The 22958-nt window shown below is 65.2% G+C and carries 25 protein-coding genes; 14 read left to right on the top strand and 11 right to left on the bottom strand.

Annotation, left to right across the window (positions count from 1 at the left end; genetic code table 11):
• Nucleotides 1–201 precede the first annotated feature (201 nt).
• Nucleotides 202–1026, bottom strand: a complete 825-nt coding sequence (dapD, locus tag RVY76_RS11035; RefSeq protein WP_317374038.1) for a 2,3,4,5-tetrahydropyridine-2,6-dicarboxylate N-succinyltransferase — start codon at nucleotides 1024–1026, stop codon at nucleotides 202–204.
• A gap of 299 nt (nucleotides 1027–1325) precedes the next feature.
• Here dapD and RVY76_RS11030 point away from each other — a divergent pair, with 299 nt between their 5' ends.
• The gene (locus tag RVY76_RS11030; protein WP_317374036.1) at nucleotides 1326–1916 is read left to right on the top strand and encodes a hypothetical protein; all 591 of its coding nucleotides are present in this window, start codon (nucleotides 1326–1328) and stop codon (nucleotides 1914–1916) included.
• 111 nt (nucleotides 1917–2027) lie between these two features.
• Complete coding sequence (locus RVY76_RS11025) at nucleotides 2028–2873, top strand: TIGR00730 family Rossman fold protein (RefSeq protein WP_317374035.1); 846 nt, start codon at nucleotides 2028–2030, stop codon at nucleotides 2871–2873.
• A gap of 3 nt (nucleotides 2874–2876) precedes the next feature.
• Here RVY76_RS11025 and RVY76_RS11020 read toward each other — a convergent pair whose 3' ends face one another.
• The 3 genes from RVY76_RS11020 to RVY76_RS11010 all read right to left on the bottom strand — a co-directional run bounded on the left by RVY76_RS11020 (nucleotide 2877) and on the right by RVY76_RS11010 (nucleotide 5009).
• Entirely contained in the window at nucleotides 2877–3095 is a 219-nt protein-coding gene (locus tag RVY76_RS11020) for a DUF2945 domain-containing protein (RefSeq protein ID WP_317374034.1), read from the bottom strand.
• A gap of 90 nt (nucleotides 3096–3185) precedes the next feature.
• Nucleotides 3186–4361, bottom strand: coding sequence for a 23S rRNA (adenine(2503)-C(2))-methyltransferase RlmN (rlmN, locus tag RVY76_RS11015; RefSeq protein WP_410795992.1), 1176 nt, complete (start codon nucleotides 4359–4361; stop codon nucleotides 3186–3188).
• A 132-nt stretch (nucleotides 4362–4493) separates the two neighbouring features.
• Nucleotides 4494–5009, bottom strand: a complete 516-nt coding sequence (locus RVY76_RS11010; protein ID WP_317374033.1) for an invasion associated locus B family protein — start codon at nucleotides 5007–5009, stop codon at nucleotides 4494–4496.
• 171 nt (nucleotides 5010–5180) lie between these two features.
• On the opposite strand from RVY76_RS11010, the gene RVY76_RS11005 reads away from it, so the two are divergent.
• The gene (locus RVY76_RS11005) at nucleotides 5181–6167 is read left to right on the top strand and encodes an asparaginase (RefSeq protein ID WP_317374031.1); all 987 of its coding nucleotides are present in this window, start codon (nucleotides 5181–5183) and stop codon (nucleotides 6165–6167) included.
• Between the two features lie 48 nt (nucleotides 6168–6215).
• Here RVY76_RS11005 and serB read toward each other — a convergent pair whose 3' ends face one another.
• A complete protein-coding gene (gene serB, locus RVY76_RS11000) occupies nucleotides 6216–7088 on the bottom strand; it encodes a phosphoserine phosphatase SerB (protein ID WP_317376758.1) in 873 nt (290 codons plus the stop codon).
• 515 nt (nucleotides 7089–7603) lie between these two features.
• Here serB and RVY76_RS10995 point away from each other — a divergent pair.
• From RVY76_RS10995 to RVY76_RS10975, 5 genes are all read left to right on the top strand, one after another.
• Nucleotides 7604–8755 (top strand): phosphoserine transaminase, encoded by a 1152-nt coding sequence (locus RVY76_RS10995; RefSeq protein ID WP_317374030.1) that lies wholly within the window; start codon nucleotides 7604–7606, stop codon nucleotides 8753–8755.
• Nucleotides 8756–8866: 111 nt separating this feature from the next.
• Nucleotides 8867–10462: a phosphoglycerate dehydrogenase gene (gene serA, locus RVY76_RS10990; RefSeq protein WP_317374029.1), complete on the top strand. Its 1596-nt coding sequence runs from the start codon at nucleotides 8867–8869 to the stop codon at nucleotides 10460–10462.
• Between the two features lie 103 nt (nucleotides 10463–10565).
• Nucleotides 10566–11363 carry a metallophosphoesterase family protein gene (locus RVY76_RS10985; protein ID WP_317374027.1) on the top strand — a complete coding sequence of 266 codons (798 nt, stop codon included), beginning with the start codon at nucleotides 10566–10568 and terminating at the stop codon, nucleotides 11361–11363.
• Nucleotides 11364–11587: 224 nt separating this feature from the next.
• Nucleotides 11588–12610: an aspartate-semialdehyde dehydrogenase gene (locus tag RVY76_RS10980; RefSeq protein WP_317374026.1), complete on the top strand. Its 1023-nt coding sequence runs from the start codon at nucleotides 11588–11590 to the stop codon at nucleotides 12608–12610.
• Nucleotides 12611–12875: 265 nt separating this feature from the next.
• A complete protein-coding gene (locus tag RVY76_RS10975; RefSeq protein WP_317374024.1) occupies nucleotides 12876–13022 on the top strand; it encodes a hypothetical protein in 147 nt (48 codons plus the stop codon).
• A 67-nt stretch (nucleotides 13023–13089) separates the two neighbouring features.
• On the opposite strand, the gene RVY76_RS10970 is transcribed toward RVY76_RS10975, so the two are convergent.
• Nucleotides 13090–13737, bottom strand: coding sequence for a carbonic anhydrase (locus RVY76_RS10970; protein ID WP_317374023.1), 648 nt, complete (start codon nucleotides 13735–13737; stop codon nucleotides 13090–13092).
• 140 nt (nucleotides 13738–13877) lie between these two features.
• On the opposite strand from RVY76_RS10970, the gene RVY76_RS10965 reads away from it, so the two are divergent.
• The 3 genes from RVY76_RS10965 to RVY76_RS10955 all read left to right on the top strand — a co-directional run bounded on the left by RVY76_RS10965 (nucleotide 13878) and on the right by RVY76_RS10955 (nucleotide 16570).
• Entirely contained in the window at nucleotides 13878–14258 is a 381-nt protein-coding gene (locus RVY76_RS10965) for a hypothetical protein (RefSeq protein WP_317374021.1), read from the top strand.
• A gap of 81 nt (nucleotides 14259–14339) precedes the next feature.
• On the top strand, nucleotides 14340–15743 hold the full coding sequence (locus tag RVY76_RS10960; RefSeq protein ID WP_317374019.1) for a leucyl aminopeptidase family protein: 1404 nt from the start codon (nucleotides 14340–14342) through the stop codon (nucleotides 15741–15743).
• The gene (locus tag RVY76_RS10955; RefSeq protein ID WP_317374017.1) at nucleotides 15740–16570 is read left to right on the top strand and encodes an NlpC/P60 family protein; all 831 of its coding nucleotides are present in this window, start codon (nucleotides 15740–15742) and stop codon (nucleotides 16568–16570) included. The genes RVY76_RS10960 and RVY76_RS10955 overlap by 4 nt, the downstream gene beginning before the upstream one ends.
• Before the next feature lie 70 nt (nucleotides 16571–16640).
• On the opposite strand, the gene RVY76_RS10950 is transcribed toward RVY76_RS10955, so the two are convergent.
• Nucleotides 16641–16982: a DUF2794 domain-containing protein gene (locus tag RVY76_RS10950; RefSeq protein ID WP_410795991.1), complete on the bottom strand. Its 342-nt coding sequence runs from the start codon at nucleotides 16980–16982 to the stop codon at nucleotides 16641–16643.
• Between the two features lie 258 nt (nucleotides 16983–17240).
• Here RVY76_RS10950 and RVY76_RS10945 point away from each other — a divergent pair, with 258 nt between their 5' ends.
• Nucleotides 17241–17873: a glutathione S-transferase family protein gene (locus RVY76_RS10945; protein ID WP_317374015.1), complete on the top strand. Its 633-nt coding sequence runs from the start codon at nucleotides 17241–17243 to the stop codon at nucleotides 17871–17873.
• A 9-nt stretch (nucleotides 17874–17882) separates the two neighbouring features.
• Here the strand turns inward: RVY76_RS10945 and RVY76_RS10940 are convergent, their stop codons facing one another.
• On the bottom strand, nucleotides 17883–18161 hold the full coding sequence (locus tag RVY76_RS10940; protein WP_317374014.1) for an I78 family peptidase inhibitor: 279 nt from the start codon (nucleotides 18159–18161) through the stop codon (nucleotides 17883–17885).
• A 26-nt stretch (nucleotides 18162–18187) separates the two neighbouring features.
• A complete protein-coding gene (locus tag RVY76_RS10935) occupies nucleotides 18188–18841 on the bottom strand; it encodes a DUF3108 domain-containing protein (RefSeq protein ID WP_317374013.1) in 654 nt (217 codons plus the stop codon).
• Nucleotides 18842–18968: 127 nt separating this feature from the next.
• On the opposite strand from RVY76_RS10935, the gene RVY76_RS10930 reads away from it, so the two are divergent.
• Nucleotides 18969–20081: an S-(hydroxymethyl)glutathione dehydrogenase/class III alcohol dehydrogenase gene (locus RVY76_RS10930; protein ID WP_317374012.1), complete on the top strand. Its 1113-nt coding sequence runs from the start codon at nucleotides 18969–18971 to the stop codon at nucleotides 20079–20081.
• Between the two features lie 95 nt (nucleotides 20082–20176).
• Here RVY76_RS10930 and RVY76_RS10925 read toward each other — a convergent pair whose 3' ends face one another.
• Nucleotides 20177–21349 carry an MFS transporter gene (locus tag RVY76_RS10925; RefSeq protein WP_317374011.1) on the bottom strand — a complete coding sequence of 391 codons (1173 nt, stop codon included), beginning with the start codon at nucleotides 21347–21349 and terminating at the stop codon, nucleotides 20177–20179.
• A gap of 149 nt (nucleotides 21350–21498) precedes the next feature.
• On the opposite strand from RVY76_RS10925, the gene RVY76_RS10920 reads away from it, so the two are divergent.
• Nucleotides 21499–22227 carry an NYN domain-containing protein gene (locus RVY76_RS10920; protein WP_317374010.1) on the top strand — a complete coding sequence of 243 codons (729 nt, stop codon included), beginning with the start codon at nucleotides 21499–21501 and terminating at the stop codon, nucleotides 22225–22227.
• A 4-nt stretch (nucleotides 22228–22231) separates the two neighbouring features.
• Here the strand turns inward: RVY76_RS10920 and RVY76_RS10915 are convergent, their stop codons facing one another.
• Nucleotides 22232–22846, bottom strand: coding sequence for a TetR/AcrR family transcriptional regulator (locus tag RVY76_RS10915; protein WP_317374009.1), 615 nt, complete (start codon nucleotides 22844–22846; stop codon nucleotides 22232–22234).
• Nucleotides 22847–22958 lie beyond the last annotated feature (112 nt).

The raw sequence follows: 22958 nt of genomic DNA, 5'->3' as shown, positions 1-22958 counted from the left end.
GGCGATCCCGTTCAATAAATCTGGTGATCGAAATTGCGGCCCCCTCATCGGAAGCCGTCTTCTCATCCTAGCGGAAAATGGCGTTTTCCGCGAAGAAATAGTGGGTTTCGATCAAGAACAGAGTGTTTCTGCACGTGTTTTGGGCGTGGCTGGCAAGGGTGCTCTACCTTGGGTTGCGAAAGCCTTGCCTGGGCCGATTCCTCAGTCGCGGAGAAGCTCGTTGATCCCGGTCTTTGCCCGCGTACGCGCATCGACACGCTTCACGATGACCGCGCAATAGAGGTTCAAACCGTTCTTGGTGGGCATCGAACCCGACACGACGACGGAGTAGGGCGGCACTTCGCCCATGAAGACCTCGCCGCTTTCGCGGTCCACGATCTTGGTCGACTTGCCGATATAGACACCCATCCCGAGGACCGAGCCTTCGCGCACGATGCAACCCTCGACGACCTCCGAACGCGCCCCGATGAAGCAGTTGTCCTCGATGATCGTGGGATCCGCCTGCAGCGGCTCGAGCACGCCGCCGATGCCCACGCCGCCCGAGAGATGCACGTTCTTGCCGATCTGCGCGCAGGACCCGACCGTCGCCCAGGTATCGACCATCGTGCCCTCGTCGACATAGGCACCGACATTCACGAAGGAGGGCATCAGCACGACGCCCTTCGCGATATGGGCGGAACGACGGACGATGCAGTTCGGCACGGCACGGAAACCGGCCTCGCGCCAGCGCTCTTCGCCCCAGGCGGCGAACTTGCTGTCCACCTTGTCCCACCAGCCGCCGCCTTGCGGTCCGCCCGCCTGCATCTCCATGTCGCGGATCCGGAAACCCAGAAGCACGGCCTTCTTGGCCCACTGGTTCACGTGCCAAGTGTCGCCGCGCTTCTCGGCCACACGCAGAGTGCCGCGATCGAGCGCATCAAGCGTCTCCTCGATCGCCTCGCGGGTCTCCCCGCCCGTGCTGGACGAGATCGTCTCGCGGTCTTCCCACGCTGTGGAAATCGCGGCTTCGAGGTGATCGTGGGGCATCCGGGCTCCTTCGGGACTGATGATCCCGGGCTCTATAGGTCAGCAGGAAGGGGAAGCAAGAGCCGCGCCAGGTAAGCGGCCGGATTCGGGACTGGTCGATCCAGTTGTGACCCGCGAAACGAATCAACCGGTGGGGGAGTAGAGCCTTGATAATAAGGTGAAATACAGTTTTGGCGCTTCGTTCGCGAGCGACCCCAAAGTCGTAAATAAATGTTGAACGAAGCGCGATCATTACCCATAAAATCAAACGCACTCGGCGGGCGATTGCCGCCCGCCGACAGCATCGGAGGGTATTTGAAATGAAGTATACTATTATCGGAGCAGCGATTTTCATGGCTGTGAGCGGGGCGGCGAACGCTCTCACAATTACCGATCGCGAGGCGGATTGCGCCCTCGGGAACGTGGCGCCTGCAGGCGTTACCTGCGGTGCGGGCGATCGGCGTAACCTCGACAACGTCGAACTCAGCTCGATGGGCGACGGGGATTTCTTCGCCCTCGGCCTGGGCGGTTCCGCGACCTTCTGGATCTCGCCCGACTTTACCGGTCCGTTGTCCGCCATCGAGGTTACATTCGGTTCGAGCTATTCGGACGAGGTCGCCCAAGTCTACGTCGGCAATGACGACGACTTCCAGTTGATCGGCACCGTGAGCAACAAGGGCAACTTCGACGGCGTGCCGCTCGGCGGGACGAGCCGTCTGGAATTCGCCGGTGCCTTCAGCCAGATCCGCTTCGTCGACCAGTCCGAGCCCGGGTCCGGTCGTGACGGTTTCGACCTCGACGCGTTCAACGTCGCTGCCGTTCCGCTGCCTGCGGCCGGTATCCTCCTCCTCGCGGGGATGGGCGGTCTCGGCGGTCTCGGTGCGCTGCGCCGCCGCAAGTCGAAAGCCTGATCACTCCGATGGTCCGTACTTGGAAAGGGCACCTTCGGGTGCCCTTTTACCTTGCGCCTTGGACTTGAGCCCAAATCTTCCTAGGTCTGTCGCTCCTGACTGGAGGACGGCATGACAGATCGAAAGACGTCGCCCCTGCGCGAGGCGCAGGAGGATATCGAGACCGCGCACGAAATCCCCGATACCCCGCAGACACGTGCGCCCTCCTACAGGCTCGCCTTCGCCGACGAGGATTTCCTGGGGCGTGCGGAACTCCGGCCGGTCAGGCTCCAGCTCGAATTGCTGAAGCCGGAGCTCGCGATGAACGACGAGGATATCGTCTCGACCATCGTGATCTTCGGCGGAGCGCGCATTCCCGCACCCGCCGACCGCGATCTGGCGAGGACGAAGACGCTTGCCGAGCTGTCGTCATTCTATGACGAGGCGCGGGAATTCGCCCGGCTCGTCACGCTGAGGAGCCTCGAAGGCGGTGGCCGCGAAGACGTCATCGTGACGGGCGGCGGACCCGGCGTGATGGAGGCAGGCAATCGCGGGGCGAGCGAAGCCGGTGGGCGGTCGATCGGACTGAACGTCGTGTTGCCGCACGAGCAGGCCCCGAACGCCTATGTCACGCCGGGTCTCTGCTTCAACTTCCACTATTTCGCGATCCGCAAGATGCATTTCCTGCTGCGGGCCAAGGCGATCTGCGTCTTTCCGGGCGGATTCGGGACGCTCGATGAAGTGTTCGAGGCGCTGACACTGATCCAGACAGGCCGGATGCAGCGCATTCCGGTCCTTCTGTTCGGCAAGGCGTTCTGGAACCGGATCATCGACTTCGGGGCCCTGGCCGAGGCCGGCACCATCGCGGAGGCCGATCTGGACCTGTTCAGATTCGTCGAGACCGCATCGGACGCGATCGAGGCGATGGAAAATTGGGACGGTGCCGACGAAACACGCGACACCATCCCGGGACGTTGACGATCAGGCTTTGCGCAATTCGCTGTGCGATTTCAGGACGATCGATCCGTCATCCTGCTCGAGCTTGTATGACGGATCGTCGTCATCGGCATCGCGGGTGACTTCGTTCCCGTCGATCTTGAGCGTACGCTTCTGCGTGTATTTCTGCTTCACGGTCGCGGTGGCGGTACCGTTGCCCCAGTCCCACTCGACCTTGTCGCCTTCCTCGTAATGCTTTGCCATGGTGATCTTCGCTCCACTGTTTCGTGGGGCGTCGACGCACGGGCGGGCGAAATCGTTCCGGTCACGGATGTCGCACCGGTGAAGGCGGGATCAGGCCTCGGCGCGGCGGCGCGATTTCCTCTCGCGTTCGCTGTCGGATTTGAGCTGCCCGCAGGCCGCCATGATATCCTCGCCACGCGGGGTGCGGATGGGGGAGGCATATCCGGCCTTGTAGACGATGTCGGCGAAGGCCCGGATACGGTTGTTCGACGACCTCTCGTAGGGGGCTCCGGGCCATTCGTTGAACGGGATGAGATTGATCTTGGCGGGGATCCCGCGGATCAGCTCGATGAGCCTGTGCGCATCCTCGTCGCTGTCGTTCACGCCCTTGAGCATGACGTATTCGAAGGTGATACGCTCGGAATTCGTGGCCTTCGGGTATTCGCGCAAGGCGGCGATCAGCGTCTCGATGTTCCAGCGCTTGTTGATCGGGACGAGCTTGTCGCGCACCTCGTCCGTCGTCGCGTGGAACGACACGGCCAGAAGGCAGCCGATCTCCGCCGCCGTGCGGGCGATTTCCGGCACGACGCCGCTGGTCGACAGCGTGATGCGCCGACGTGACAACGAGATGCCCTCGCCATCCATCGCGATCTTCATCGCATCGCGCACGTTGTCGAAATTGTAGAGCGGCTCGCCCATACCCATCAGAACGATGTTCGACAGCAGGCGCTGTTCGTCCTTGGGATTCCGCCCGGGGGCGGGCCATTCGCCGAGGTCGTCGCGGGCGACCATGATCTGACCGACGATCTCTCCGGCGGTGAGATTGCGGACCAGTCGCTGGGTGCCGGTATGGCAGAACGAGCAGGTCAGGGTGCAGCCGACCTGAGAGCTCACGCAGAGCGTCCCGCGGGACTCCTCGGGGATATAGACGGCCTCGACCTCGTGCCCGCCGGCGATCCTGAGAAGGTATTTGCGCGTCCCGTCGGAGGATACTTCGCGGCGCACGATCTCGGGGACCTCGACGACGAAGTTCTCGCGCAGCAGCTCGCGGTAGGGCTTGGCGAGGTTCGTCATCGCGTCGAAGTCGCGCACACCTTTCTGGTAGATCCATTGCCAGACCTGGCCCGCGCGCATCTTGGCCTGACGTTCGGGGGTGCCCGCCCCGATCAACGCCTCGCGAAGTGCGTCGCGGGTCAGCCCCACGAGGTTGCGGCGATCGCCCTCTTCGACCTTCCGGGGAAGCGTCAGGACGTCCTGGGTGATCGGGTTCTGTAGCATATCGGTCATGGGCGGCCTCGCGTCGCAGGATCATCCCATATAGGCCAAAGCGGCCGCCCGATAAAGCCCCGGGCGGCCGCTCCGTCGTCTGTCTTCGAATGCTCGGGGGTGCAGGAGGGGCCGGCCCCTCACGCCGCAACCTCAGCCGCAGCGGTTCTCCGCTTCCTCGAGCGCAGCGGTGAACCCGAAGAGCGAGAACGTATCCTCGGTCTGGGTGCCGCGGCTCGACCGTGCGGTCAGTTCCGCTTCCGCGCCGCCACGCATCGCCGCGATGATCGCCGCGTCGTCGGAGGCCGATCTCGGCCAGGCCCATTCGCCGTCGGTGAACATCTGGAAGGTCGTCCCGCCGATATCGACCTCGACATCCGAATCGCCGGCGAAGGGATAGCCGCCGGTGAACGACACTTCGCCCGCGCCGCCGCCGGGGCGGAACGTGACGAACAGCAGGATATCGCCGCGCGTGACCTCGACCACCTCGCCGCCGCGGGTGTTGCGGGTCTCGGTCGGCCGACTGACCGACCAGCATTCCTGCGGATCGTCCTCGACGAAGACGCTCCATGCGGTCTCGACCGCGACGCGGTTGGTGGATTCGTCCTGAGCCGCCGCGGGGCCCGTCAATGTGGCACCTGCGATAAGTCCTGCGAGGATCGCTCTCATGTCTCTCAAAGCCTCCAACCGTCTGCCTCGGTTCGTTTCTGCGCCCGATCCGTCTTCCGGGATCTTGACGCCAGCGGTTCCATTCTCGTTCAAGCGGTGAGACCATAATGGCAGATCGTCGTTTTTTGGAAGCCCCCCCGACGAAAAATCGCCCAGAGTTGAAAGGCCCCCATGACCGACCCCCGGAATATGATCGAACTCTGGCGCGGCGATCTGCGCGAATCGTGGCATTGCGGACATGCCGTCGTCTGTGACGAAAGGGGCGAAGTCGTCGCCGCCTGGGGCGACCCCGACGCGACCATCTATCCCCGATCCTCCTGCAAGATGATGCAGGCCCTGCCGATGGTTGAGGCGGGCATCCGCCTGCCCACCGAACGGCTGGCGCTTGCCTGCGCGTCGCATCAGGGCGCTCCGGTCCATGTCGAGAAGGTGCGCGCCTGGCTCGCGGATCTCGGTCTGGGGGACGACGATCTCCTCTGCGGGACCGAGGTCAGCCGCGACAAGGACCTGAAACTGCGAATGATCCGAGAGGGCGAGAGCCCCTGTCAGGTCCACAACAATTGTTCGGGAAAGCATGCGGGTTTTCTGACATTCGCACAGCACCTGAATGCGGGGCCCGATTACGTCGATCCCGATCATCCGGTGCAGCGCGCGGTCCGCGACGCTCACGAGGACTTGACCGGAATGGACAGTCCGGGTTTCGGCATCGACGGCTGTTCGGCCCCGAATTTCGCGACAAGCGTGCATGGCCTCGCCCGCGCCATGGCGTGCTTCGCGGCCGCCCGGGAAGGGCAGGGCGCACGGGGCGACGCGATGGCGCGGCTGAGGGACGCGATGTGCCTGCACCCCGATCTGGTCGCTGGCGAAACCCGCGCCTGTACCGATCTGATGCGCGCGATGGGCGGGCGCGTCGCCGTAAAGACGGGGGCCGAGGCCGTTTTCGTCGCGATGCTGCCCGAGCAGCGGCTGGGCGTCGCGCTCAAGGTCGTGGACGGCGCGACGCGCGCGTCGGAGGCCGCGATCACGGCGCTTCTCGTCCATCTGGGGGTGCTCGACGCGACGCACCCGGCCGCGAGACGCTATCTCGATGCACCGATCCTCAACCGCGCCGGCCTCGAGGTCGGACGTGTCCGTGCTGCCGAGGGCTTTCCGATCTGAGGCGATCGCTGCCCGAACAGGGGCTCCTGACGCGTCCGGAGCCTCCACTCATCGTTGTTGCCGCACGAACTCCGCGTCGGAATAGCCCTGCAGATAGAGCAGGGCCGTCAGGTCGGCGAAATCCACACGCCGTTGGACCTGCGCCGCGACCGCGGGCTTCGCATGGAGCGCCACACCCGCCCCGGCGAGCTGCAGCATGCCGAGATCGTTCGCGCCGTCGCCCACCGCCATCGCGTCCGCGACCGGGACGCCGATTCTCGCGCAGATCTCCTCCAGCGCCGCGACCTTGGCCTCCCGGCCGAGGATCGGTTCCGCCACCTTGCCCGTGATCCGACCCGCCTCGACGGGCAGGCCGTTCGCACGATGCTCGTCGAAGCCGAGCCTGCGCGCCACCCGCTCGGTGAAGGCCGTGAAGCCGCCCGAGACCAACGCGCAATAGGCCCCGCCGGCCTTCATCGTCGCCAGCAACGTCTCGCCGCCGGGCGTCAGCGTGATGCGCTCCTGCCAGACCCGCTCGATCACATCCGCGTCGAGCCCTTCGAGAAGGGCAACGCGCGCGCGGAGCGCTCCCTCGAAATCGAGCTCTCCGTTCATCGCCCGCGCCGTGATTTCCGATACTTCGGCTCCGACGCCCGCCATGTCGGCCAATTCGTCGATGCATTCCTGCCCGATCATGGTGCTGTCCATGTCGGCCAGAAGCACACGCTTGCGGCGTCCTTCGGCGGGCTGCACGACGAGGTCGATCCGCATCCCGTGTGCCTGATCCCGAACCTCGCCGAGATTGCCGGGAAGTTGCGCCATCGCGAATTCCGCAGCCCGGTCCGGCGACAGCCAGATCACCTCGCCGCCGCCCCAGGCATCGCGCAACGCATGGGCGAAACTCGGGTCCAAGGGGTTTCCGATCAAGGTGACGACATGCATGGGCGCGCTCCGCTTGCTGACATTCGAGGCGTCCATATCCCGTCCTGCGGCCGACGGACACCGCTCCGTCGCCCGGGTCGGGCACCAACCCTCGGACAATCGGGAAAAAGGGGAATGGCCGAGGGTATCGTCGCCCCCGGTTCGAGGATCGGTGATTCCGGGAGCATACCGGACCGGAGGCCCGCGCGCTTGTGGGCCCAAGGACAGGAAGGCGGATTCCGCTGGCTCGGTCGCGCTCGGAAAAAAGGTTCCGCTGTTTTTCTCAGGGCTGCACCGTCGCGACCGTCCTGCCCAGGCTCCTCGATTCACATCCCGGCGTCCGATGCGAAATATCCCGGTGCGTGACGAATGCCGAAGCGGTCTCCGCTTCATTGCAGAATGCGGGGGTCTGCATGTCTTGCGAGGGACGAACACTTCGCAATCGGAATCTCTTGCCTCTCCGTCGAACTGTCCGTATGTGCGGCGGCGGGACACCCTTCCCCAACGAAGGGCATATATCTGGAAGGATACCAGTAATGGCGACGTCGCTTCCGGCCGCGCGGCCGGGCAATCCGCGCTTTTCATCCGGCCCCTGTGCCAAACCCCCTACATTCGATCTTTCGACGCTCTCTGACGCGCCGCTCGGCCGTTCGCATCGCGCCTCGATCGGCAAGTCGAAGCTCGCCCAGGCGATCGACGAGACGCGCGAGATGCTGGGCGTTCCGGACGGATATCGTATCGGCATCGTGCCGGCCTCCGATACCGGTGCCTTCGAGATGGCGATGTGGACCATGCTGGGCGAACGCCCCTGCGAGATGGTCGCCTGGGAGAGCTTCGGTTCCGGCTGGGTCACGGATGCGGTCAAGCAGCTGAAACTCGACGCGCGCGTCCACGAGGCCGAGTACGGCGAGATCGTCGACATGTCCGCGCTCGATTACGACCGCGACGTCTGCTTCACCTGGAACGGCACGACGAGCGGCGTCCGCATGCCGGACGGCAACATGATTCCCGCCGACCGCGCCGGTCTCACGCTCTGCGACGCGACGTCGGCCGCCTTCGCGCAGGATCTGCCCTGGGACAAGCTCGATGTCGTGACCTTCTCGTGGCAGAAGGTGCTGGGCGGCGAGGCCGCGCATGGCATGTTGATCCTGAGCCCCCGCGCCGTCGAACGGCTCGAAAGCTACACCCCAGCGTGGCCCCTGCCCAAGATCTTTCGCCTCACGAAGGGCGGCAAGCTCAACGAGGGGATCTTCCGTGGCGAGACGATCAACACGCCCTCGATGCTTTGCGTCGAGGATTATCTCCAGGCCCTCGCCTGGGCACGTTCGGTGGGTGGCCTGAACGGTCTGTTCGATCGCGCGAACCGCAACGCGAATGTCGTCTGGGATTTCTGCGAGGGGCGCGACTGGATCGGCAACCTCGCCACTGATCCCGCGACACGGTCCAACACGTCGGTCTGCCTTGCCTTCACCGATCCGGCGGTCGCGGGCGACGCGGATTTCGCGAAGGCCGTCGTCAAGCGTCTCGACGCCGAGGGCGTCGCGCTCGATGTCGGCAGCTATCGCGATGCGCCTCCGGGCCTCAGGATCTGGTGCGGTGGCACGATCGAGACTGCGGATCTCGAGGCGCTGATGCCATGGATCGACTGGGCCTATCATGCCGAGCTCGACCGGCGCGCCGCCGCCTGACATCCGTGACCGTTTCGCCCCGGGCCTGGCCCGGGGCCTCTCTCCCTTTCCGCGAAGCTCCGGGTCAGGCCCGGGGCATGAGTTCGCGATCCTTTCGAAGGAGTGCCTGACATGGCCCCCAAAGTTCTCGTTTCCGACAAGCTCAGCGACACCGCCGTCCAGATCTTCCGCGACCGCGGCATCGACGTCACGTTCGATCCCTCTATCGGCAAGGACAAGGACAAGCTCGCCGAGGTGATCGACCAGTATGACGGCCTCGCCATCCGTTCGGCCACCAAGGTCACGCCGACGCTGCTCGAAAAGGCCGGCCGGCTGAAGGTGATCGGCCGCGCCGGGATCGGTGTCGACAATGTCGACATTCCGGCCGCCTCGAAGAAGGGCGTGATCGTGATGAATACGCCTTTCGGCAACTCGATCACCACGGCCGAACACGCGATTTCGCTGATGATGGCGGTCGCCCGCCAGATCCCCGAGGCGAATGCCTCGACCCATTCCGGCAAGTGGGAAAAGTCGCGTTTCATGGGGGTGGAGCTGACCGCCAAGACGCTGGGCGTGATCGGCGCGGGCAATATCGGCTCGGTCGTCATCGACCGCGCGCGCGGGCTCAGGATGAAGGTCATCGCCTATGACCCCTTCCTGACAGAGGAGCGTGCCGACCAGCTGGGCGTGCGCAAGGTCGAGCTCGACGAGCTTCTCGGGGCCGCCGATTTCATCACGCTGCACGTGCCGCTGACCGACAAGACCCGAAACATCCTGTCGCGCGAGAACATCGCCAAGCTGAAACCGGGCGTCCGTGTGGTGAACTGCGCGCGGGGCGGGCTCGTCGACGAGGAGGCACTGGCCGAGGCGATCAAGGAGGGCCGCGTCGCGGGCGCGGGCTTCGACGTATTCGCCGAGGAACCCGCGACGAATTCCCCGCTCTTCGGGCTCGAGAACGTCGTCGTGACCCCGCATCTCGGGGCATCGACCACGGAGGCGCAGGAGAACGTGGCGCTGCAGGTGGCCGAGCAGATGTCGGATTACCTGTTGACGGGGGCCGTGACGAACGCGCTCAACATGCCGTCGGTCACCGCCGAAGAGGCCAAGATCATGGGGCCTTGGCTGAAGCTCGCCGAGCATCTGGGGGCCTTCTGCGGCCAGCTGACCGAGGAGGGGATCGAACGGATCACCATCACCTATGACGGCCGGGCGGCGACGATGAACACCGCCGCGCTCAACATTTCTGCCATCGCGGGGCTGATGCGGTCGGTCAATCCCGACGTCAACATGGTCTCGGCACCTATCCTGGCGCGCGATCGCGGAATCGAGATCGCGACGACCACCCAGGATCAGACCGGCGTCTTCGAGGGCTACATCAAGATCCTGGTGCAGACGCCGACGCGCGAACGCTCGATCGCGGGCACGGTCTTCAGCGATGGCAAGCCGCGCTTCATCCAGATCAAGGGCATCAACATCGACGCCGAAGTGGGTGCGCACATGCTCTATACCACGAACGAGGACCGTGCGGGCGTGATCGGCACGCTCGGCCAGACGCTCGGGCAGAACGGCGTCAATATCGCGAACTTCACGCTGGGCCGGTCGGAGCGTGGCAAACAGGCGATCGCCCTGCTCTATCTCGACGAACAGCCACCGCAGGACGTTCTGGGGAAACTGCGCGACACGGGGCTCTTCCAGCAGATCCGTCCGCTGCAATTCGCGGTCGAATAGGTCGCCGGTCCGCTTGTGGCCCATGGCGGGCCGTGCGTATTTTGAAAAGCAAAGAGGGGGCGGCGCGCAGTCGCCCCTTCGGCATCACGAAGGAAGGGCGACGATGACGATCTATGCGATCGGCGACATTCACGGTCAATCCGGCGAACTCGACCGGGCGCTCTCGCTCGTCGAGAATGACGGCGGGCGCGACGCCCGCATCGTTTTCCTGGGAGATTACACCGATCGCGGACCAGACAGCCGCGGTGTCCTCGACAGGTTGATCGGAGGGCTGGCCGAGGGTCGCAACTGGGTTTGCGTCAAGGGCAATCACGACCGCATGTTCGAGCGGTTCCTGACGGACGGGCTCGAGAACGACGACCGCATCAAGTCGGGGTTGTCTTGGATGAACAAGCGGCTCGGCGGCCCGTCGACGCTCGGTTCCTACGGGCTCGGTGGGGAAGGGGCCGCGTTTCTCCATCAGGCCAATGGCGGGATCGAGACGCTCGCATCCTATCAGGTGGCGGGCGATCTGCTGGATCCGCAGGAACTGATCATCCGCGCGCGCGAGGCGGTGCCGCAATCGCATCTGCAGTTTCTCGCGCAGCGGCCGCTCTGGCATGTCGAGGATGGATACCTCTTCGTCCATGCGGGCTTGCGCCCCGGCATCCCTCTCGAGGAGCAGGACGAGGACGATCTGCTCTGGATTCGCGAGGGCTGGCTTGAGGATACGCGCGATCACGGCAAAATGGTCGTTCACGGACACACCGCGCTCGACGCGCCGGAGAATTACGGCAACCGCATCAACGTCGATGGCGGCGCGGGCTACGGCAATCCGCTCGTGCCCGTCGCACTCGACGGCGGAAATGCATTCACGCTGAGCGAGCGCCGCGGGCGGGTTCCGCTTCCGCCGGTCGCCTGAGCGCGGCGCCCGCCCCCGGTATCAGCGGCCCGTCGAGATGTAGCCGAGGACCGTCACGGCGAGCAGGATGACGAGGATGATCAGGACGATGAAATACATGGGCCAACTCTCCTAGGGTTCGATAACCAGGATAGTAGCGCGATCCGGCGTTTGTCCATCGTCCGCCCTTTCGCCGGGCTCGGCTATGGTCTAAGGGGACGCGTCTTTCACCAGCGAGGATCGTCATGGGCTATCGGATCGCCGTCGCCGGGGCCACAGGCAATGTGGGCCGCGAAATGCTGAATATCCTGGCCGAGCGCCAGTTTCCTGCCGACGAGGTGGTGGCGCTTGCGTCGCGCAAGTCGCAGGGCACGGAAATCAGTTATGGCGACCAGACGCTGAAGACGAGGGATCTCGAGCAGTTCGATTTCACCGGCTTCGACATGGCCCTTTTCGCCATCGGGTCCGACGCCACGAAGATCCACGCGCCGCGTGCCGCCAAGGCCGGATGTGTCGTCATCGACAACAGCTCTCTCTATCGGTACGATCCGGACATCCCGTTGATCGTGCCCGAGGTGAATCCCCAGGCCGTTCATGGCTATGCCAAGAAGAACATCATCGCGAACCCCAACTGCTCGACGGCGCAGATGGTCGTGGCCCTGAAGCCGCTGCATGACCGTGCGCGGATCAAGCGCGTCGTCGTCAGCACCTACCAATCGGTTTCGGGGGCCGGGAAGGAAGGAATCGACGAGCTCTGGGATCAGACGAAGTCGATCTACAACCCCACCGACGACAAGCCGCCGGTGAAGTTCACCAAGCAGATCGCCTTCAACGTCATCCCGCATATCGACGTGTTCCTCGATTCCGGCGAGACCAAGGAAGAATGGAAGATGGTCGCCGAGACCAAGAAGATCGTCGATCCGAAGATCAAGGTGACGGCGACCTGCGTTCGGGTCCCGGTCTTCGTCGGCCATTCCGAGGCGATCAACATCGAGTTCGAGGATTTCCTCGACGAGGACGAGGCGCGCGACATCCTGCGCGAGGCACCGGGCCTCATGGTCATCGACAAGCGCGAGGATGGTGGATACGTGACCCCCATCGAATGCGTGGGCGATTTCGCCACCTTCATCAGCCGCATCCGTCAGGATCCGACGGTCGAGAACGGCCTCAATCTGTGGTGTGTCAGCGACAATCTTCGGAAGGGTGCCGCGCTCAATGCGGTGCAGATCGCCGAACTTCTGGGCCGGGAAGTTCTCAAGAAGGCCTGAATTCGGTATTGTCTTGCAGCCTTGGCGAATGCCCAATCGGGCTTTGATATCGCCAAGGTTGAAAGGGCGAAAAACGCGATGCTATCTAATTAAATCCTAGATAATTCGCGCCCCGGAAAACGCAATCTCGACAAGGGTTTGCCGTATTCCGGGGTGATCCATCCAATCGTCTGGAATCCGGAAACCAATCGCCAACCCTTTCATGGTCAAAACCGGGCCAACGACGCGTGCGAAAATGAGCGTCGGAATAAGAAGGGGAAACCAGATGCTGCAAATTATCTTCGGCGACCGCAAATCAATCAACGAACTACGCGACGGCGCGCCGCGCAAATCAGTCCGACGGGTCGATCGGCACGAGATCGAGGCCATACTGCAGGACGAGCTGATCGCGCTGCCTCCGCTCGCCGCCTGAGGGCAGCGGGACATGTTGCGATCTTGGCCGATGCGCGCGCCTTCTTTCGGGCGCGCGCGGGGGATGCTCAAACCTTGACGAAGCGGTCGGCGTCGGCCTCGTAGGCGAAGAGTTCTCCGTCGACGATGTCGTTGTAGAGGCCGTGCAGGCTCAACCGTCCGTCGTCGACGCGCTCGGCCACGAAGGGGAAGGTCATCAGGTTCGCGAGCGAGACCTTCACGGCGCCTTTCTCGAGCGCTTCGATCCGCGCCGCCTCGTCCCCGTCCTCGAGCGCCTCGAAACCCGGACGCAACAGGTCCATCCAGCGGCCCACGAAGCTCGACGTCTTCTCGAGCTCGGGGGCCGATCCCGAACACATGTCGTAGCATCCCCGCACGCCACCGCAGCGCGAATGCCCCATGATGATCAGGTTCGTGATCTGCAGGGCCGTGACGGCGTATTCGATCGCAGCCGACGTGCCGTGCTGATTTCCGTCGGGCTCGTAGGGGGGGACGAGATTGGCGATGTTGCGATGTATGAAGAACTCGCCCTGCTCGGCCCCGAAGATCGAGGTCACGTGGACACGGCTGTCGCAGCAGGAAATGACCATGACCCGCGGGCGCTGCCCTTCCTCGGCCAGGCGTCGGTACCAGGACTGGTTCTCGGCGAAGGTCGTCGCGCGCCAGCCATGGAATCTCTGCGTGAGGAAAGTCGGAAGCGGCTTGGCCTTGATCATCTGAGAATCCTCTCGGTTGCTGGTCCGTTGTTCAGATAGCTGACCTTTTACGCATTTTCGAGCATTCATGACGACGGGCAAAAACGCTTTGTTAGCCCGCCGGGAGAATGATGCGCCGAGAGCAGAAGGAGAACCCCCATATGGGCGAGATGATCGTGCTGTGCCCGCGCGAAGCGGTGCATTGCGACCTGGAGCGATTCAGCGAAACGGCGATGCGCCGTGTCCAAGATCAAGGGCTGGAAAGCTGGGACGCCTTTCTCGACGATCTCGGGGTGGCCTTCGATCGTCTCGCCGTGGCGTATCGCGAAAGCCGGTTCGACGAGGTTGCCCGTCAGGCGCGTTGGCTGGCCGATCAGGCGCATGCGCTCGGGCTCAACAGGCTTTTCCGCGTTTGCAGGCATGTCGTCGCGCTGTCGCACGGGCACGACGTCGCCGCGCTTGCGGCGAATGTGACGCGGCTCATCCGGCTCGGCGATCAGGTGGTGTCGGTGGGGTGGCAGCAGCAGGACGCCCGTTACTGATCCTGGTGTGGGGCGGGGGTTTCGGTCGGTCCCCGTGCGCGCTAGCTTGGCGCGACACCTGATATCCGAGGCACCGATTTCATGAAAGACCTCTCGACCGGCTTCGCGCCGCAGGACGCGGCCGATACCCGACCGCTTCACCTCATCGACGCAGATACCTTCGGCGACTGGCTGGGCCGGCAGGACGATGCACGGCGAAACTGGATCGCTGCCGCGGGGTTCTCGGGGCAGGCGGGCCGCGTCCTGCTCCTTCCGGGGTCCGATGGCGGGATCGGCGGCGCGCTCTTCGGTCTCGGCGATGCGACGTCGCGTGCGCGCGGACGGTTCCCGCTTGCCCAGGCGCGTGCGGCCCTGCCCGCAGGCGACTGGCGGATCGAGAGTGGGCTTGCCCCCGGAGCGGAGGCGGAAGCGGCGCTCGGCTGGCTTCTGGCGGGATGCGTCTTCGACCGTTACGCCGGTGCCGAGCCGCCGAAGGCCCGGCTCGTTCCGCCGGAGGGGTGCGATCCCGATCGCATCGCGGCGATCGCGGCCGGCGAGGCGCTGACCCGCGATCTCATCAACACGCCGGCCAACGACATGGGACCTGCCGAGCTCGAGGCAGCGGCCGAGGATCTGGCCACCCGGCACGGCGCGCAGATGTCCGTGATCCGGGGCGAGGAGCTTCTGTCGAACGATCTGCCGCTCATCCATACGGTCGGCAGGGCGGCCGCGCCGCACCGTGCGCCGCGGCTCATCGACATGCGCTGGGGGACATCGGGACCGACGGTCACGCTGGTCGGCAAGGGGGTGTGCTTCGATACGGGCGGCCTGAACCTCAAGCCCGGATCTTCGATGGCGCTCATGAAGAAGGACATGGGCGGTGCTGCGACCGTGCTGGGGCTTGCGCACATGATCATGGCGCTGGGCCTCGAGGTGCGACTGCGCGTCCTCGTGCCTGCGGTCGAGAACGCGGTCTCGGGCGATGCCTTCCGGCCCGGCGACATCCTGCGATCGCGCAAGGGCCCCTCCGTCGAGATCAACAACACCGATGCCGAAGGGCGGCTGGTCCTGGCCGATGCGCTCGCGCTCGGGGCCGAGGAAAGGCCCGACCTCATGGTCTCCATGGCGACGCTGACAGGGGCGGCGCGCGTGGCGCTCGGACCCGATCTCGGGGCGCTCTTCTGCGACGACGACGGACTGGCCGACGCAATGGTTTCGGCCGGACGCGCGGTGGGCGATCCGGTCTGGAGGCTTCCCTTCTGGGAGCCTTACGAGACGATGATCGAACCCGGTATCGCCGATCTCGACAACGCGCCCTCCGGCGGCTTCGCGGGGGCGATCACGGCCGCGCTCTTCCTGCGCCGCTTCGCGGGCGGGGCCGTGCGATACGCGCATTTCGACATCTATGGCTGGCAGCCGCAGGCTGCCCCCGCGCGTCCAAAGGGCGGCGTCGGGCAGGGCGGGCGCGCCATTCTCGAGATCCTGCCCGGTCTTGGCGAAGGATGAGCGACCGCCGCCTCCTCCCCGCCAACGGCCGGGTCGCGGCCGCCCATCTGCGCGGCATCGTCGATGCGGCCCGGTATGTCGAGGGCGAGGCTGCGGGCGTGATCCTTCCCGTCGCCGATCTCTGGGCCGCGCCGGATGCCCGCGCCCGCGATCGCCAGCTTCTGATGGGCGACAGCGTGCGGATCTACGAGCGGGTGGACGGCATGGCCTTCGTCCGCGCCGATCGCGACGGATATGTGGGGTACGTCGCCGAGGCGGCGCTGGGCGACATTCCGAGTGCCACCCATATCGTGGGCGTGCCGGCGTCCCACCTTTATCCCGTTCCGGACATGAAGGTGCCGCCGGTCGCACGGCTGAGCTTTGGCGCGCGGCTGCGCGTGGTCGCGGCGTCCGATGGGTTCTTCGAGCTCTGGGACGGGCGTCATGTCCCGAGACCGCATCTGAGACCGGCGAACAAGCCCTTCGAGGATCCTGCGCGGGTCGCGCAGCTGTTCTTCGGTGTGCCGTATCTGTGGGGCGGGAACGGTGCGGACGGGATCGACTGCTCGGGGCTCGTGCAGGCCGCCCTCATCTCATCGGGACATCCCTGTCCCGGCGACAGCGACCTGCAGGAGGGGGCGGTCGGACGTGTCCTCGAACCCGACGAGCCGATGGAGCGGGGGGATCTGCTCTTCTGGCGGGGGCATGTCGCGATGGCGGTCGATCGCGAGGTCCTGATCCATGCCAACGCCTACCACATGGCGGTAAGCTACGAGCCCGCATCCGACGCAATCGCCCGGATCGAAGCGCAGGGAGGCGGGCCGGTCACCACGCGGAGACGCCTCTGATCTGCTGTCGATCGGTGTGCCGCCCCGAACTGCGGGCATTCGCAGACGACTAGGGGGCATTTGGCCCCGGTCACTCTCCGACGGCGCGGATGAGCTTGCGTTCCAGGACCCGAAGCACGGTCTTGAGGTCGTGGCCGCGCTTGAGGATCTGGCCGTCCATTCCGATCACCGTGTATTGTCCCTGACGGCCGCGCAGCTTGGGCCGTTTCTCGATCCGGTAGATCGGATGCTCGGCGGTGCGGCGGAAGACCGAAAAGATCGCCACGTCGCGCAGGAAGGACATGCCGTAATCCCGCCATTCGCCGGCCGCCACCATGCGGCCGTAGAGCCCGAGGATCGTCCCGAGCTCGTGCCGGTCGAAGGCTGTGCGGTCGTTCGGATCGGGCCGCCCGGGAAATGGCGTTGGCTGCATCGATGTCATGTCAGACAAGGTGGGCCGTGCGGGCCTGTTTGGCAAGTCGGCGCGGCGACGGCGCCGAATGGCCCCCGTCGCGCCATCACATCGCCATCGCGACAGGCCATCAGATACCCGGCGACATCGTCGCACGTGACCCCGGTACCGCGTCAGAGCCCCCAACGTCGCGCGGTATCGGGGCTCGCGTCCTGTCCCTTTCCCCGACCCCGCCGCGCGCTAGCCTTCCCCGCAGCCTAAGCGAGGGAGACGAGCGAGATGGCAGAGACGACATTGTACGGCTTCGACGGATCGACATATGTGCGGACCGTGAAGATCGTTCTGAACCGAAAGGGCGTCGAGTACGATCAGGTACCCGTCGACGTCCTCAAGGGCGAGCCGCGACAGCCCGAGCACCTGAAACGTCACCCGTTCGGCAAGGTGCCGGTTCTCGACATCGACGGTCACCGCCTGCGCGAGACCGACGCGATCGTGAACTATGTGGAACAGACGCGGGAGGGGCCGTCATCGGTCCCCGAGACCGCCTGGGACATCGCGCGCATGTCCGAGGTCATGTCGCTGATCCACGCCTATGGCTACGATGCGCTCGTTGGGGTGGCCTTCTATCACATCAAGCCCGATTTCATCGGCAATCCGGGCGAAGAGGCGCATGAGAAGACGCTCAAAAACGCCAGGACGTTCCTGAAGCTCGTCGACGAGATCCGTGCGGGCGATCAATGGCTGGCGGGATCGACGATCTCGCTGGCCGATTACATGCTGGGACCGATCCTGTTCTACACGGGCATGACGCCCCACAAGGACGAGCTCCTGCAGATCGGGGGCTTTGCGGAGTGGTGGGAGCGGCTGAGCGCCGATCCCGATTTCGCGAAGACCGAACCCGATCTGGGCTGAGCCCCTAGCTCAGCCGCAGGCGATCCGGATCACGCGGCCCGACCCGTCGGTGACGATGTTCACCCGCTCGGGCAGGTAGTCCATCGTGACCGGATCGCCTTCGGCATAGACGCGCGTGATCGATTGCCCGGCCGCCTGCTGCGCGTCCGCGACGGGACCGCCCACGAAGGGGGCCAAGGCATCTGCACCACAGGCGGCGGTGTCGGGCGCTGGGCCTCCATCGCTCACGGGCGTCGTCTGGCAGGCGAGAAGAAAGGCAGGGGCAGCGAGAAGCAAGATGGCGCGCATGGCGGGGTCCTCCGGTTCGATGATGGTCAGTGGGCGACGAGGCGAACGGTAAACGGGCCTGCCGACACCGCGATGTCGCGCGCGCCGGTGACCGTTCCCGATTCCAGGTCGTAACTCGCACGCAACGAGATCTCGGTGAAGCGGAAGGGCGAAAGATGCCCGGGCCCGCCGGTGACGCGATAGGCATAGTCGCAGACGAGCGTATCCGCATCGAGCGTCCGCGCGCTCAGCCCCACGCTGACCACCCGGCGGCCGTCATAGACCTGGAACGGTCCGACGCAATCCCTGGCGAGCGCGATGCGTGCGAGGCCCTGGGCTGGGTCGATGACGCCCGCGGGTACCTGTGCCGGATCGGATGCGGCGGTCGCCTCGCTTTCTGGGGTGACCGATACACGGGAAACGGCACCGCCCGAGTAATCGACCTCGATGCGGCGGGTCTCGGCCCCCGATACCTCGACGCTGCGATAGGCCCCGCCTGTCACGCTCGCCTCATAGGTGCCGTCGCCGACGCCGAGCGGGGTATTGTCCATGACGCTGTCGATCCGCGCGTCGTCCCCCTCACGCGTGACCGAGATCGCGCCGAGATCTATTCCGGCCAACGTCACGTCGAAGCGCGCTGTCTCGGCCCGAAGGGGCGCGGCGAGGAGGAGCGCGGCAAGGCTGCAGGCGACGATCTTCATGGGGAATGCCCTCCGGTTCGGAGCCGAGATCTAGTCGCAGCGGCGTCGCTTGACCAGTCGGATCGCTTGCAATAGGGGCCGAATTCGGGTGGAATTGCCGCCATTACCGACCCCGAGGAGTAGCCCCATGAGAACCCGTGCCGCCGTCGCCCTCGAACCCGGAAAGCCGCTCGAGGTCATGGAAGTCAATCTCGACGGGCCGAAGGCCGGCGAGGTCCTCGTCGAGATCAAGGCGACGGGCATCTGTCACACCGACGAGTTCACCCGCTCGGGCGACGATCCCGAAGGCATCTTTCCCGCGATTCTGGGCCATGAGGGCGCGGGCGTCGTGGTTGAGGTGGGCGAGGGCGTGACCTCGCTCGAAGTCGGCGACCACGTGATCCCGCTCTACACGGCCGAATGCCGGGAGTGCGAGTACTGCCTCAACCCCAAGACGAACCTCTGCCAGAAGGTGAGGGCGACACAGGGCAAGGGCGTCATGCCCGACGGGACGAGCCGGTTCTCCATGCTCGATGGAACGCCGATCTATCACTACATGGGTTGCTCCACCTTCGCCAACCACACGGTCCTGCCCGAGATCTCGCTCGCCAAGGTCCGCAAGGACGCGCCCTTCGACAAGATCTGCTATATCGGCTGCGGCGTGACCACCGGCGTCGGTGCCGTCGTCAACACCGCCAAGGTCGAGCCGGGATCGAACTGCGTGGTCTTCGGACTGGGCGGGATTGGGCTGAACGTCATCCAGGGGCTTCGCATGGTCGGGGCCGACATGATCGTCGGCGTCGACCTCAACGACGACAAGGAAGAGCTCGGCCAGCGCTACGGGATGACGCATTTCGTCAATCCCAAGAAGGTCGAGGGCGATCTGGTCGCGCATCTGGTCGAACTGACGGGCGGCGGTGCCGATTACACCTTCGAATGCATCGGCAACGTGAACGTCATGCGTCAGGCGCTCGAATGCGCGCACAAGGGCTGGGGTGAATCGATCATCATCGGCGTCGCGGGCGCGGGCCAGGAGATCGCGACCCGTCCGTTCCAGCTGGTCACCGGACGGTCGTGGCGCGGATCGGCCTTCGGCGGCGCGCGCGGGCGTACCGACGTTCCGAAGATCGTCGACTGGTACATGCAGGGCAAGATCGACATCGACAGCATGATCACCCACAAGCTGACCCTCGACACGATCAACGAAGGGTTCGAACTGATGCATGCGGGCAAGTCGATCCGGGCGGTCGTCGAGTACTGATGTCGTGTGTGCGCGGGGGGCGTTCCCGCGCGTCATGCAAAGCACTTTCGGAACAGCCAGGGGGCGGAGCCGCGACAAGCGGTCCCGCCCTTTCTCTATCCGCGCCTGAGGATCATGACGAAGGCCAGCGCCGATAGCGCGGTCGAGAAGACGGCGTATGCCACCGTGACCGGCTGCAATCCGATCGTCTCCTGCGTCGCGCCGATGACCAGGACCGGGATCGAGATGGCGACATAGGCGACCACGAAGTAGGTCGCGGTGACCCCTGCGACCTTGTCGTCCGGTGCGCCGTCCGAAAGCGCCGTCAGCCCGCCGCGGAACGCGATGCCGTGCCCGATCCCGGCAAAGCAGAAGGCCGCCATCAATCCCCAGAGGCTCTCGAAGAGGAAGCCCGCCGTGATCGCCGCGATGCCGAGCGTCATGATCCCCATGCCGACGGGCAGGACGATCCGGTCGTTCAACCAGTCCTCGATCGCCTGGCCCGCGATCGAGAAGAGGAAGATCGTGCCAGCCGCGAATCCGATCAGGATATGATCGCCCTCGTGGCCGAGGATCTTTCCCAGGTAGCTCGGTGCGACGGCCCCGAGGAAGCCGCAGATCATGAAGATCGCGAAGCAGGCGAGCGCCGCGGGGACGAAGACGCCACGAACCGCTTCCGGCACCGCCATCCCTTGCGGTCGCAGATGCGGATGCTCGGCCGGAGAGACGGGCTCGGGGGCCGGCAGGATCAGCAGGAACGACAACGCCGCCATGCCGAGATGGACGAGGTATGGCGTCACAAGCGGGGCGGGGACGAACGTGATGACGAGCCCCGAGATGATCGCACCCGACCCGAGCCCTCCCATATTAGCGGCGGTCGCGCCGAACCCCCCGATCCGGGAATGCCCCTTCGGCGCAAGCTCGGTCACCGCGACCGTGGCATGCGAGGCAAAGATCCCGACGGCGGCACCTTGCAGGAACCGTGCGAGCAACAGCAGGATCAGCCCGTCCGCAAGGGCGAAGGCGATGCCCGCCACGAACGTCGCGACAAGCCCCGCATAGAGAAGCGGCTTGCGGCCGATCTGTTCGGACCACGGGCCGGTCGCCAGCAGCATGCCGACGACGCCCGCGGAATAGGCCGCGAAGATCGTCGTGATGATCAGCGGCGAGAACCCGTAGCGTTCGGCATAGATGGGGTAGAGGGGTGTCGGTATCGTCGCGCCCGACATGACGGTGAAAAACGCGAAGCTGACGGCCACGAACGGCCACCAGGCGGATCGGTCTGGCATGCGGGAGGATCTCCGGGGATTTGCAGGGCAATGCCCTCGGGATGGGGTCGGTTCCCGAGCCCGCGGCGCACGATCGTCGCGGCCGGGCCAAGTTGACATCCCCGCCCGTCTCCCCCAAGCCCGTCCGGCATTGCTGATCGAGGTGCCCCATGCCGAGCGAACGCGAGCGAAAGCTCTATGCCGTCCTCATCGACGCCGACAACATTCCGGCGAAGTTCGCCGCGCCGATCCTGCAAGAGATCACCTCGCTGGGTGAGCCGGCTTTGCGGCGGGTCTATGGCGACTGGTCCTCGGGCCGTCTCGCCAATTGGTCGCGCACGGTCCGCGATCTCGGTCTCGTCGCGCATCAGGAAAGCGCCAATACTGTCGGCAAGAACGCCAGCGATATCGGTCTCGTCATCGACGCGATGGACATCCTGCACACCGGTCGGTTCGACGGCTTCGTCCTCGTCAGCTCCGACAGCGATTTCACCGCGCTCGCCAATCGCATCCGCGAACAGGGGCTCGACGTGATCGGCATCGGCGAGCGGAAGGCCCCCGAATCGCTCAGGAACGTCTGCAATCGCTTCCTGCTGATCGAGAACATCGTCGACGAACCGTTGCAGCCGAAATCCGAGATTTCGGGCCCGGGGCCGTCGCCGACGGGCAAGGTCGAGCCGATGGAGGCGGTGCCGCTGATCCTGCGCGCGATGGACAAGATCGAGCAGGACGACGAGTGGTACGCGCTGGGCCAGCTCGGCCAGTACATCATCGCCGAAACGCCCGATTTCGACACCCGTACATACGGCAAGCGAAAGCTAAGCGATCTGGTTCAGGATCTGAAGCGGTTCGAGACCAAGAAGATCGGCAACCAGCTCCACCTGCGCCGGGTCGACTGATCCCTCAGGCGGCGTAGCGGGCGAGGAACATGTCGACCGCGCCGTCCACGACGCGCGCGCGGTCGGCCTCGCTGAACTCCGTCTGCATTCCGAAGATCAGCCGGGGAAAGAGCTCGGCCTTGCAGAGCTCGGCGAATTGATGGGCGGCGAGCGCCTTGTCCTCGATCCTGAGTTCGCCCCGCGCGATCGCGCGTTCGAAATAACGGCGCAGGACCCGCTCGACGAGGCCCGGACCCGATTCCCAGAAACGGTGCCCGAGTTCGGGGAAGCGGTCTGTCTCGGCCACGCAAATGCGAAACATGCGCTGGCCGAATTCCGACAGCAGGAAGCCCAGCATCTGGTGGCCCGCCAGCCGCAGCACCGCGTCTGGCGCATCGTCGAGGTCGAGCGTGTCGATCGCGGTGGCGGCCTGCTTGCCGCATTCGCAGGTCGCGACCTCCATGAAGAGCAGCCGCTTGTCCGAGAAATAGCTGTAGAGGGTCGCCTTGCTCACGCCTGCGCGCTTCGCGATCGTGTCGACGCTCGCCCCCTCGAAGCCGTCGGCCATGAAGACCTGACGCGCGCCGTCGAGAACCTGCTCGTATTTGCGCCCCTTCTTGAGCTCGACCTGCCGGTTCATGCGCGCTCCTTCTCGTGAGGGTCATCCTGCCGTGCGCTCGGCGGCGAGGGCAAGGCATATGTGGGACCTGCAGCGCGATCTTGGAAGGGTGTCGCGCTTCGGTTCGAGGGGG

Source organism: Palleronia sp. LCG004, assembly GCF_032931615.1.
GTDB lineage: Bacteria > Pseudomonadota > Alphaproteobacteria > Rhodobacterales > Rhodobacteraceae > Palleronia.
The sequence above is the reverse complement of the archived record's forward strand: the minus strand, read 5'-3'. Positions and strand labels throughout refer to the sequence as shown.

What these genes read in the sequence shown, in the direction of transcription:
- dapD (WP_317374038.1), bottom strand. Translation starts at nt 1,026, where the DNA reads ATGCCCCACGATCACCTCGAAGCCGCGATTTCCACAGCGTGGGAAGAC.
- RVY76_RS11030 (WP_317374036.1), top strand. Translation starts at nt 1,326, where the DNA reads ATGAAGTATACTATTATCGGAGCAGCGATTTTCATGGCTGTGAGCGGG.
- RVY76_RS11025 (WP_317374035.1), top strand. Translation starts at nt 2,028, where the DNA reads ATGACAGATCGAAAGACGTCGCCCCTGCGCGAGGCGCAGGAGGATATC.
- RVY76_RS11020 (WP_317374034.1), bottom strand. Translation starts at nt 3,095, where the DNA reads ATGGCAAAGCATTACGAGGAAGGCGACAAGGTCGAGTGGGACTGGGGC.
- rlmN (WP_410795992.1), bottom strand. Translation starts at nt 4,361, where the DNA reads ATGACCGATATGCTACAGAACCCGATCACCCAGGACGTCCTGACGCTT.
- RVY76_RS11010 (WP_317374033.1), bottom strand. Translation starts at nt 5,009, where the DNA reads ATGAGAGCGATCCTCGCAGGACTTATCGCAGGTGCCACATTGACGGGC.
- RVY76_RS11005 (WP_317374031.1), top strand. Translation starts at nt 5,181, where the DNA reads ATGACCGACCCCCGGAATATGATCGAACTCTGGCGCGGCGATCTGCGC.
- serB (WP_317376758.1), bottom strand. Translation starts at nt 7,088, where the DNA reads ATGCATGTCGTCACCTTGATCGGAAACCCCTTGGACCCGAGTTTCGCC.
- RVY76_RS10995 (WP_317374030.1), top strand. Translation starts at nt 7,604, where the DNA reads ATGGCGACGTCGCTTCCGGCCGCGCGGCCGGGCAATCCGCGCTTTTCA.
- serA (WP_317374029.1), top strand. Translation starts at nt 8,867, where the DNA reads ATGGCCCCCAAAGTTCTCGTTTCCGACAAGCTCAGCGACACCGCCGTC.
- RVY76_RS10985 (WP_317374027.1), top strand. Translation starts at nt 10,566, where the DNA reads ATGACGATCTATGCGATCGGCGACATTCACGGTCAATCCGGCGAACTC.
- RVY76_RS10980 (WP_317374026.1), top strand. Translation starts at nt 11,588, where the DNA reads ATGGGCTATCGGATCGCCGTCGCCGGGGCCACAGGCAATGTGGGCCGC.
- RVY76_RS10975 (WP_317374024.1), top strand. Translation starts at nt 12,876, where the DNA reads ATGCTGCAAATTATCTTCGGCGACCGCAAATCAATCAACGAACTACGC.
- RVY76_RS10970 (WP_317374023.1), bottom strand. Translation starts at nt 13,737, where the DNA reads ATGATCAAGGCCAAGCCGCTTCCGACTTTCCTCACGCAGAGATTCCAT.
- RVY76_RS10965 (WP_317374021.1), top strand. Translation starts at nt 13,878, where the DNA reads ATGGGCGAGATGATCGTGCTGTGCCCGCGCGAAGCGGTGCATTGCGAC.
- RVY76_RS10960 (WP_317374019.1), top strand. Translation starts at nt 14,340, where the DNA reads ATGAAAGACCTCTCGACCGGCTTCGCGCCGCAGGACGCGGCCGATACC.
- RVY76_RS10955 (WP_317374017.1), top strand. Translation starts at nt 15,740, where the DNA reads ATGAGCGACCGCCGCCTCCTCCCCGCCAACGGCCGGGTCGCGGCCGCC.
- RVY76_RS10950 (WP_410795991.1), bottom strand. Translation starts at nt 16,982, where the DNA reads ATGCAGCCAACGCCATTTCCCGGGCGGCCCGATCCGAACGACCGCACA.
- RVY76_RS10945 (WP_317374015.1), top strand. Translation starts at nt 17,241, where the DNA reads ATGGCAGAGACGACATTGTACGGCTTCGACGGATCGACATATGTGCGG.
- RVY76_RS10940 (WP_317374014.1), bottom strand. Translation starts at nt 18,161, where the DNA reads ATGCGCGCCATCTTGCTTCTCGCTGCCCCTGCCTTTCTTCTCGCCTGC.
- RVY76_RS10935 (WP_317374013.1), bottom strand. Translation starts at nt 18,841, where the DNA reads ATGAAGATCGTCGCCTGCAGCCTTGCCGCGCTCCTCCTCGCCGCGCCC.
- RVY76_RS10930 (WP_317374012.1), top strand. Translation starts at nt 18,969, where the DNA reads ATGAGAACCCGTGCCGCCGTCGCCCTCGAACCCGGAAAGCCGCTCGAG.
- RVY76_RS10925 (WP_317374011.1), bottom strand. Translation starts at nt 21,349, where the DNA reads ATGCCAGACCGATCCGCCTGGTGGCCGTTCGTGGCCGTCAGCTTCGCG.
- RVY76_RS10920 (WP_317374010.1), top strand. Translation starts at nt 21,499, where the DNA reads ATGCCGAGCGAACGCGAGCGAAAGCTCTATGCCGTCCTCATCGACGCC.
- RVY76_RS10915 (WP_317374009.1), bottom strand. Translation starts at nt 22,846, where the DNA reads ATGAACCGGCAGGTCGAGCTCAAGAAGGGGCGCAAATACGAGCAGGTT.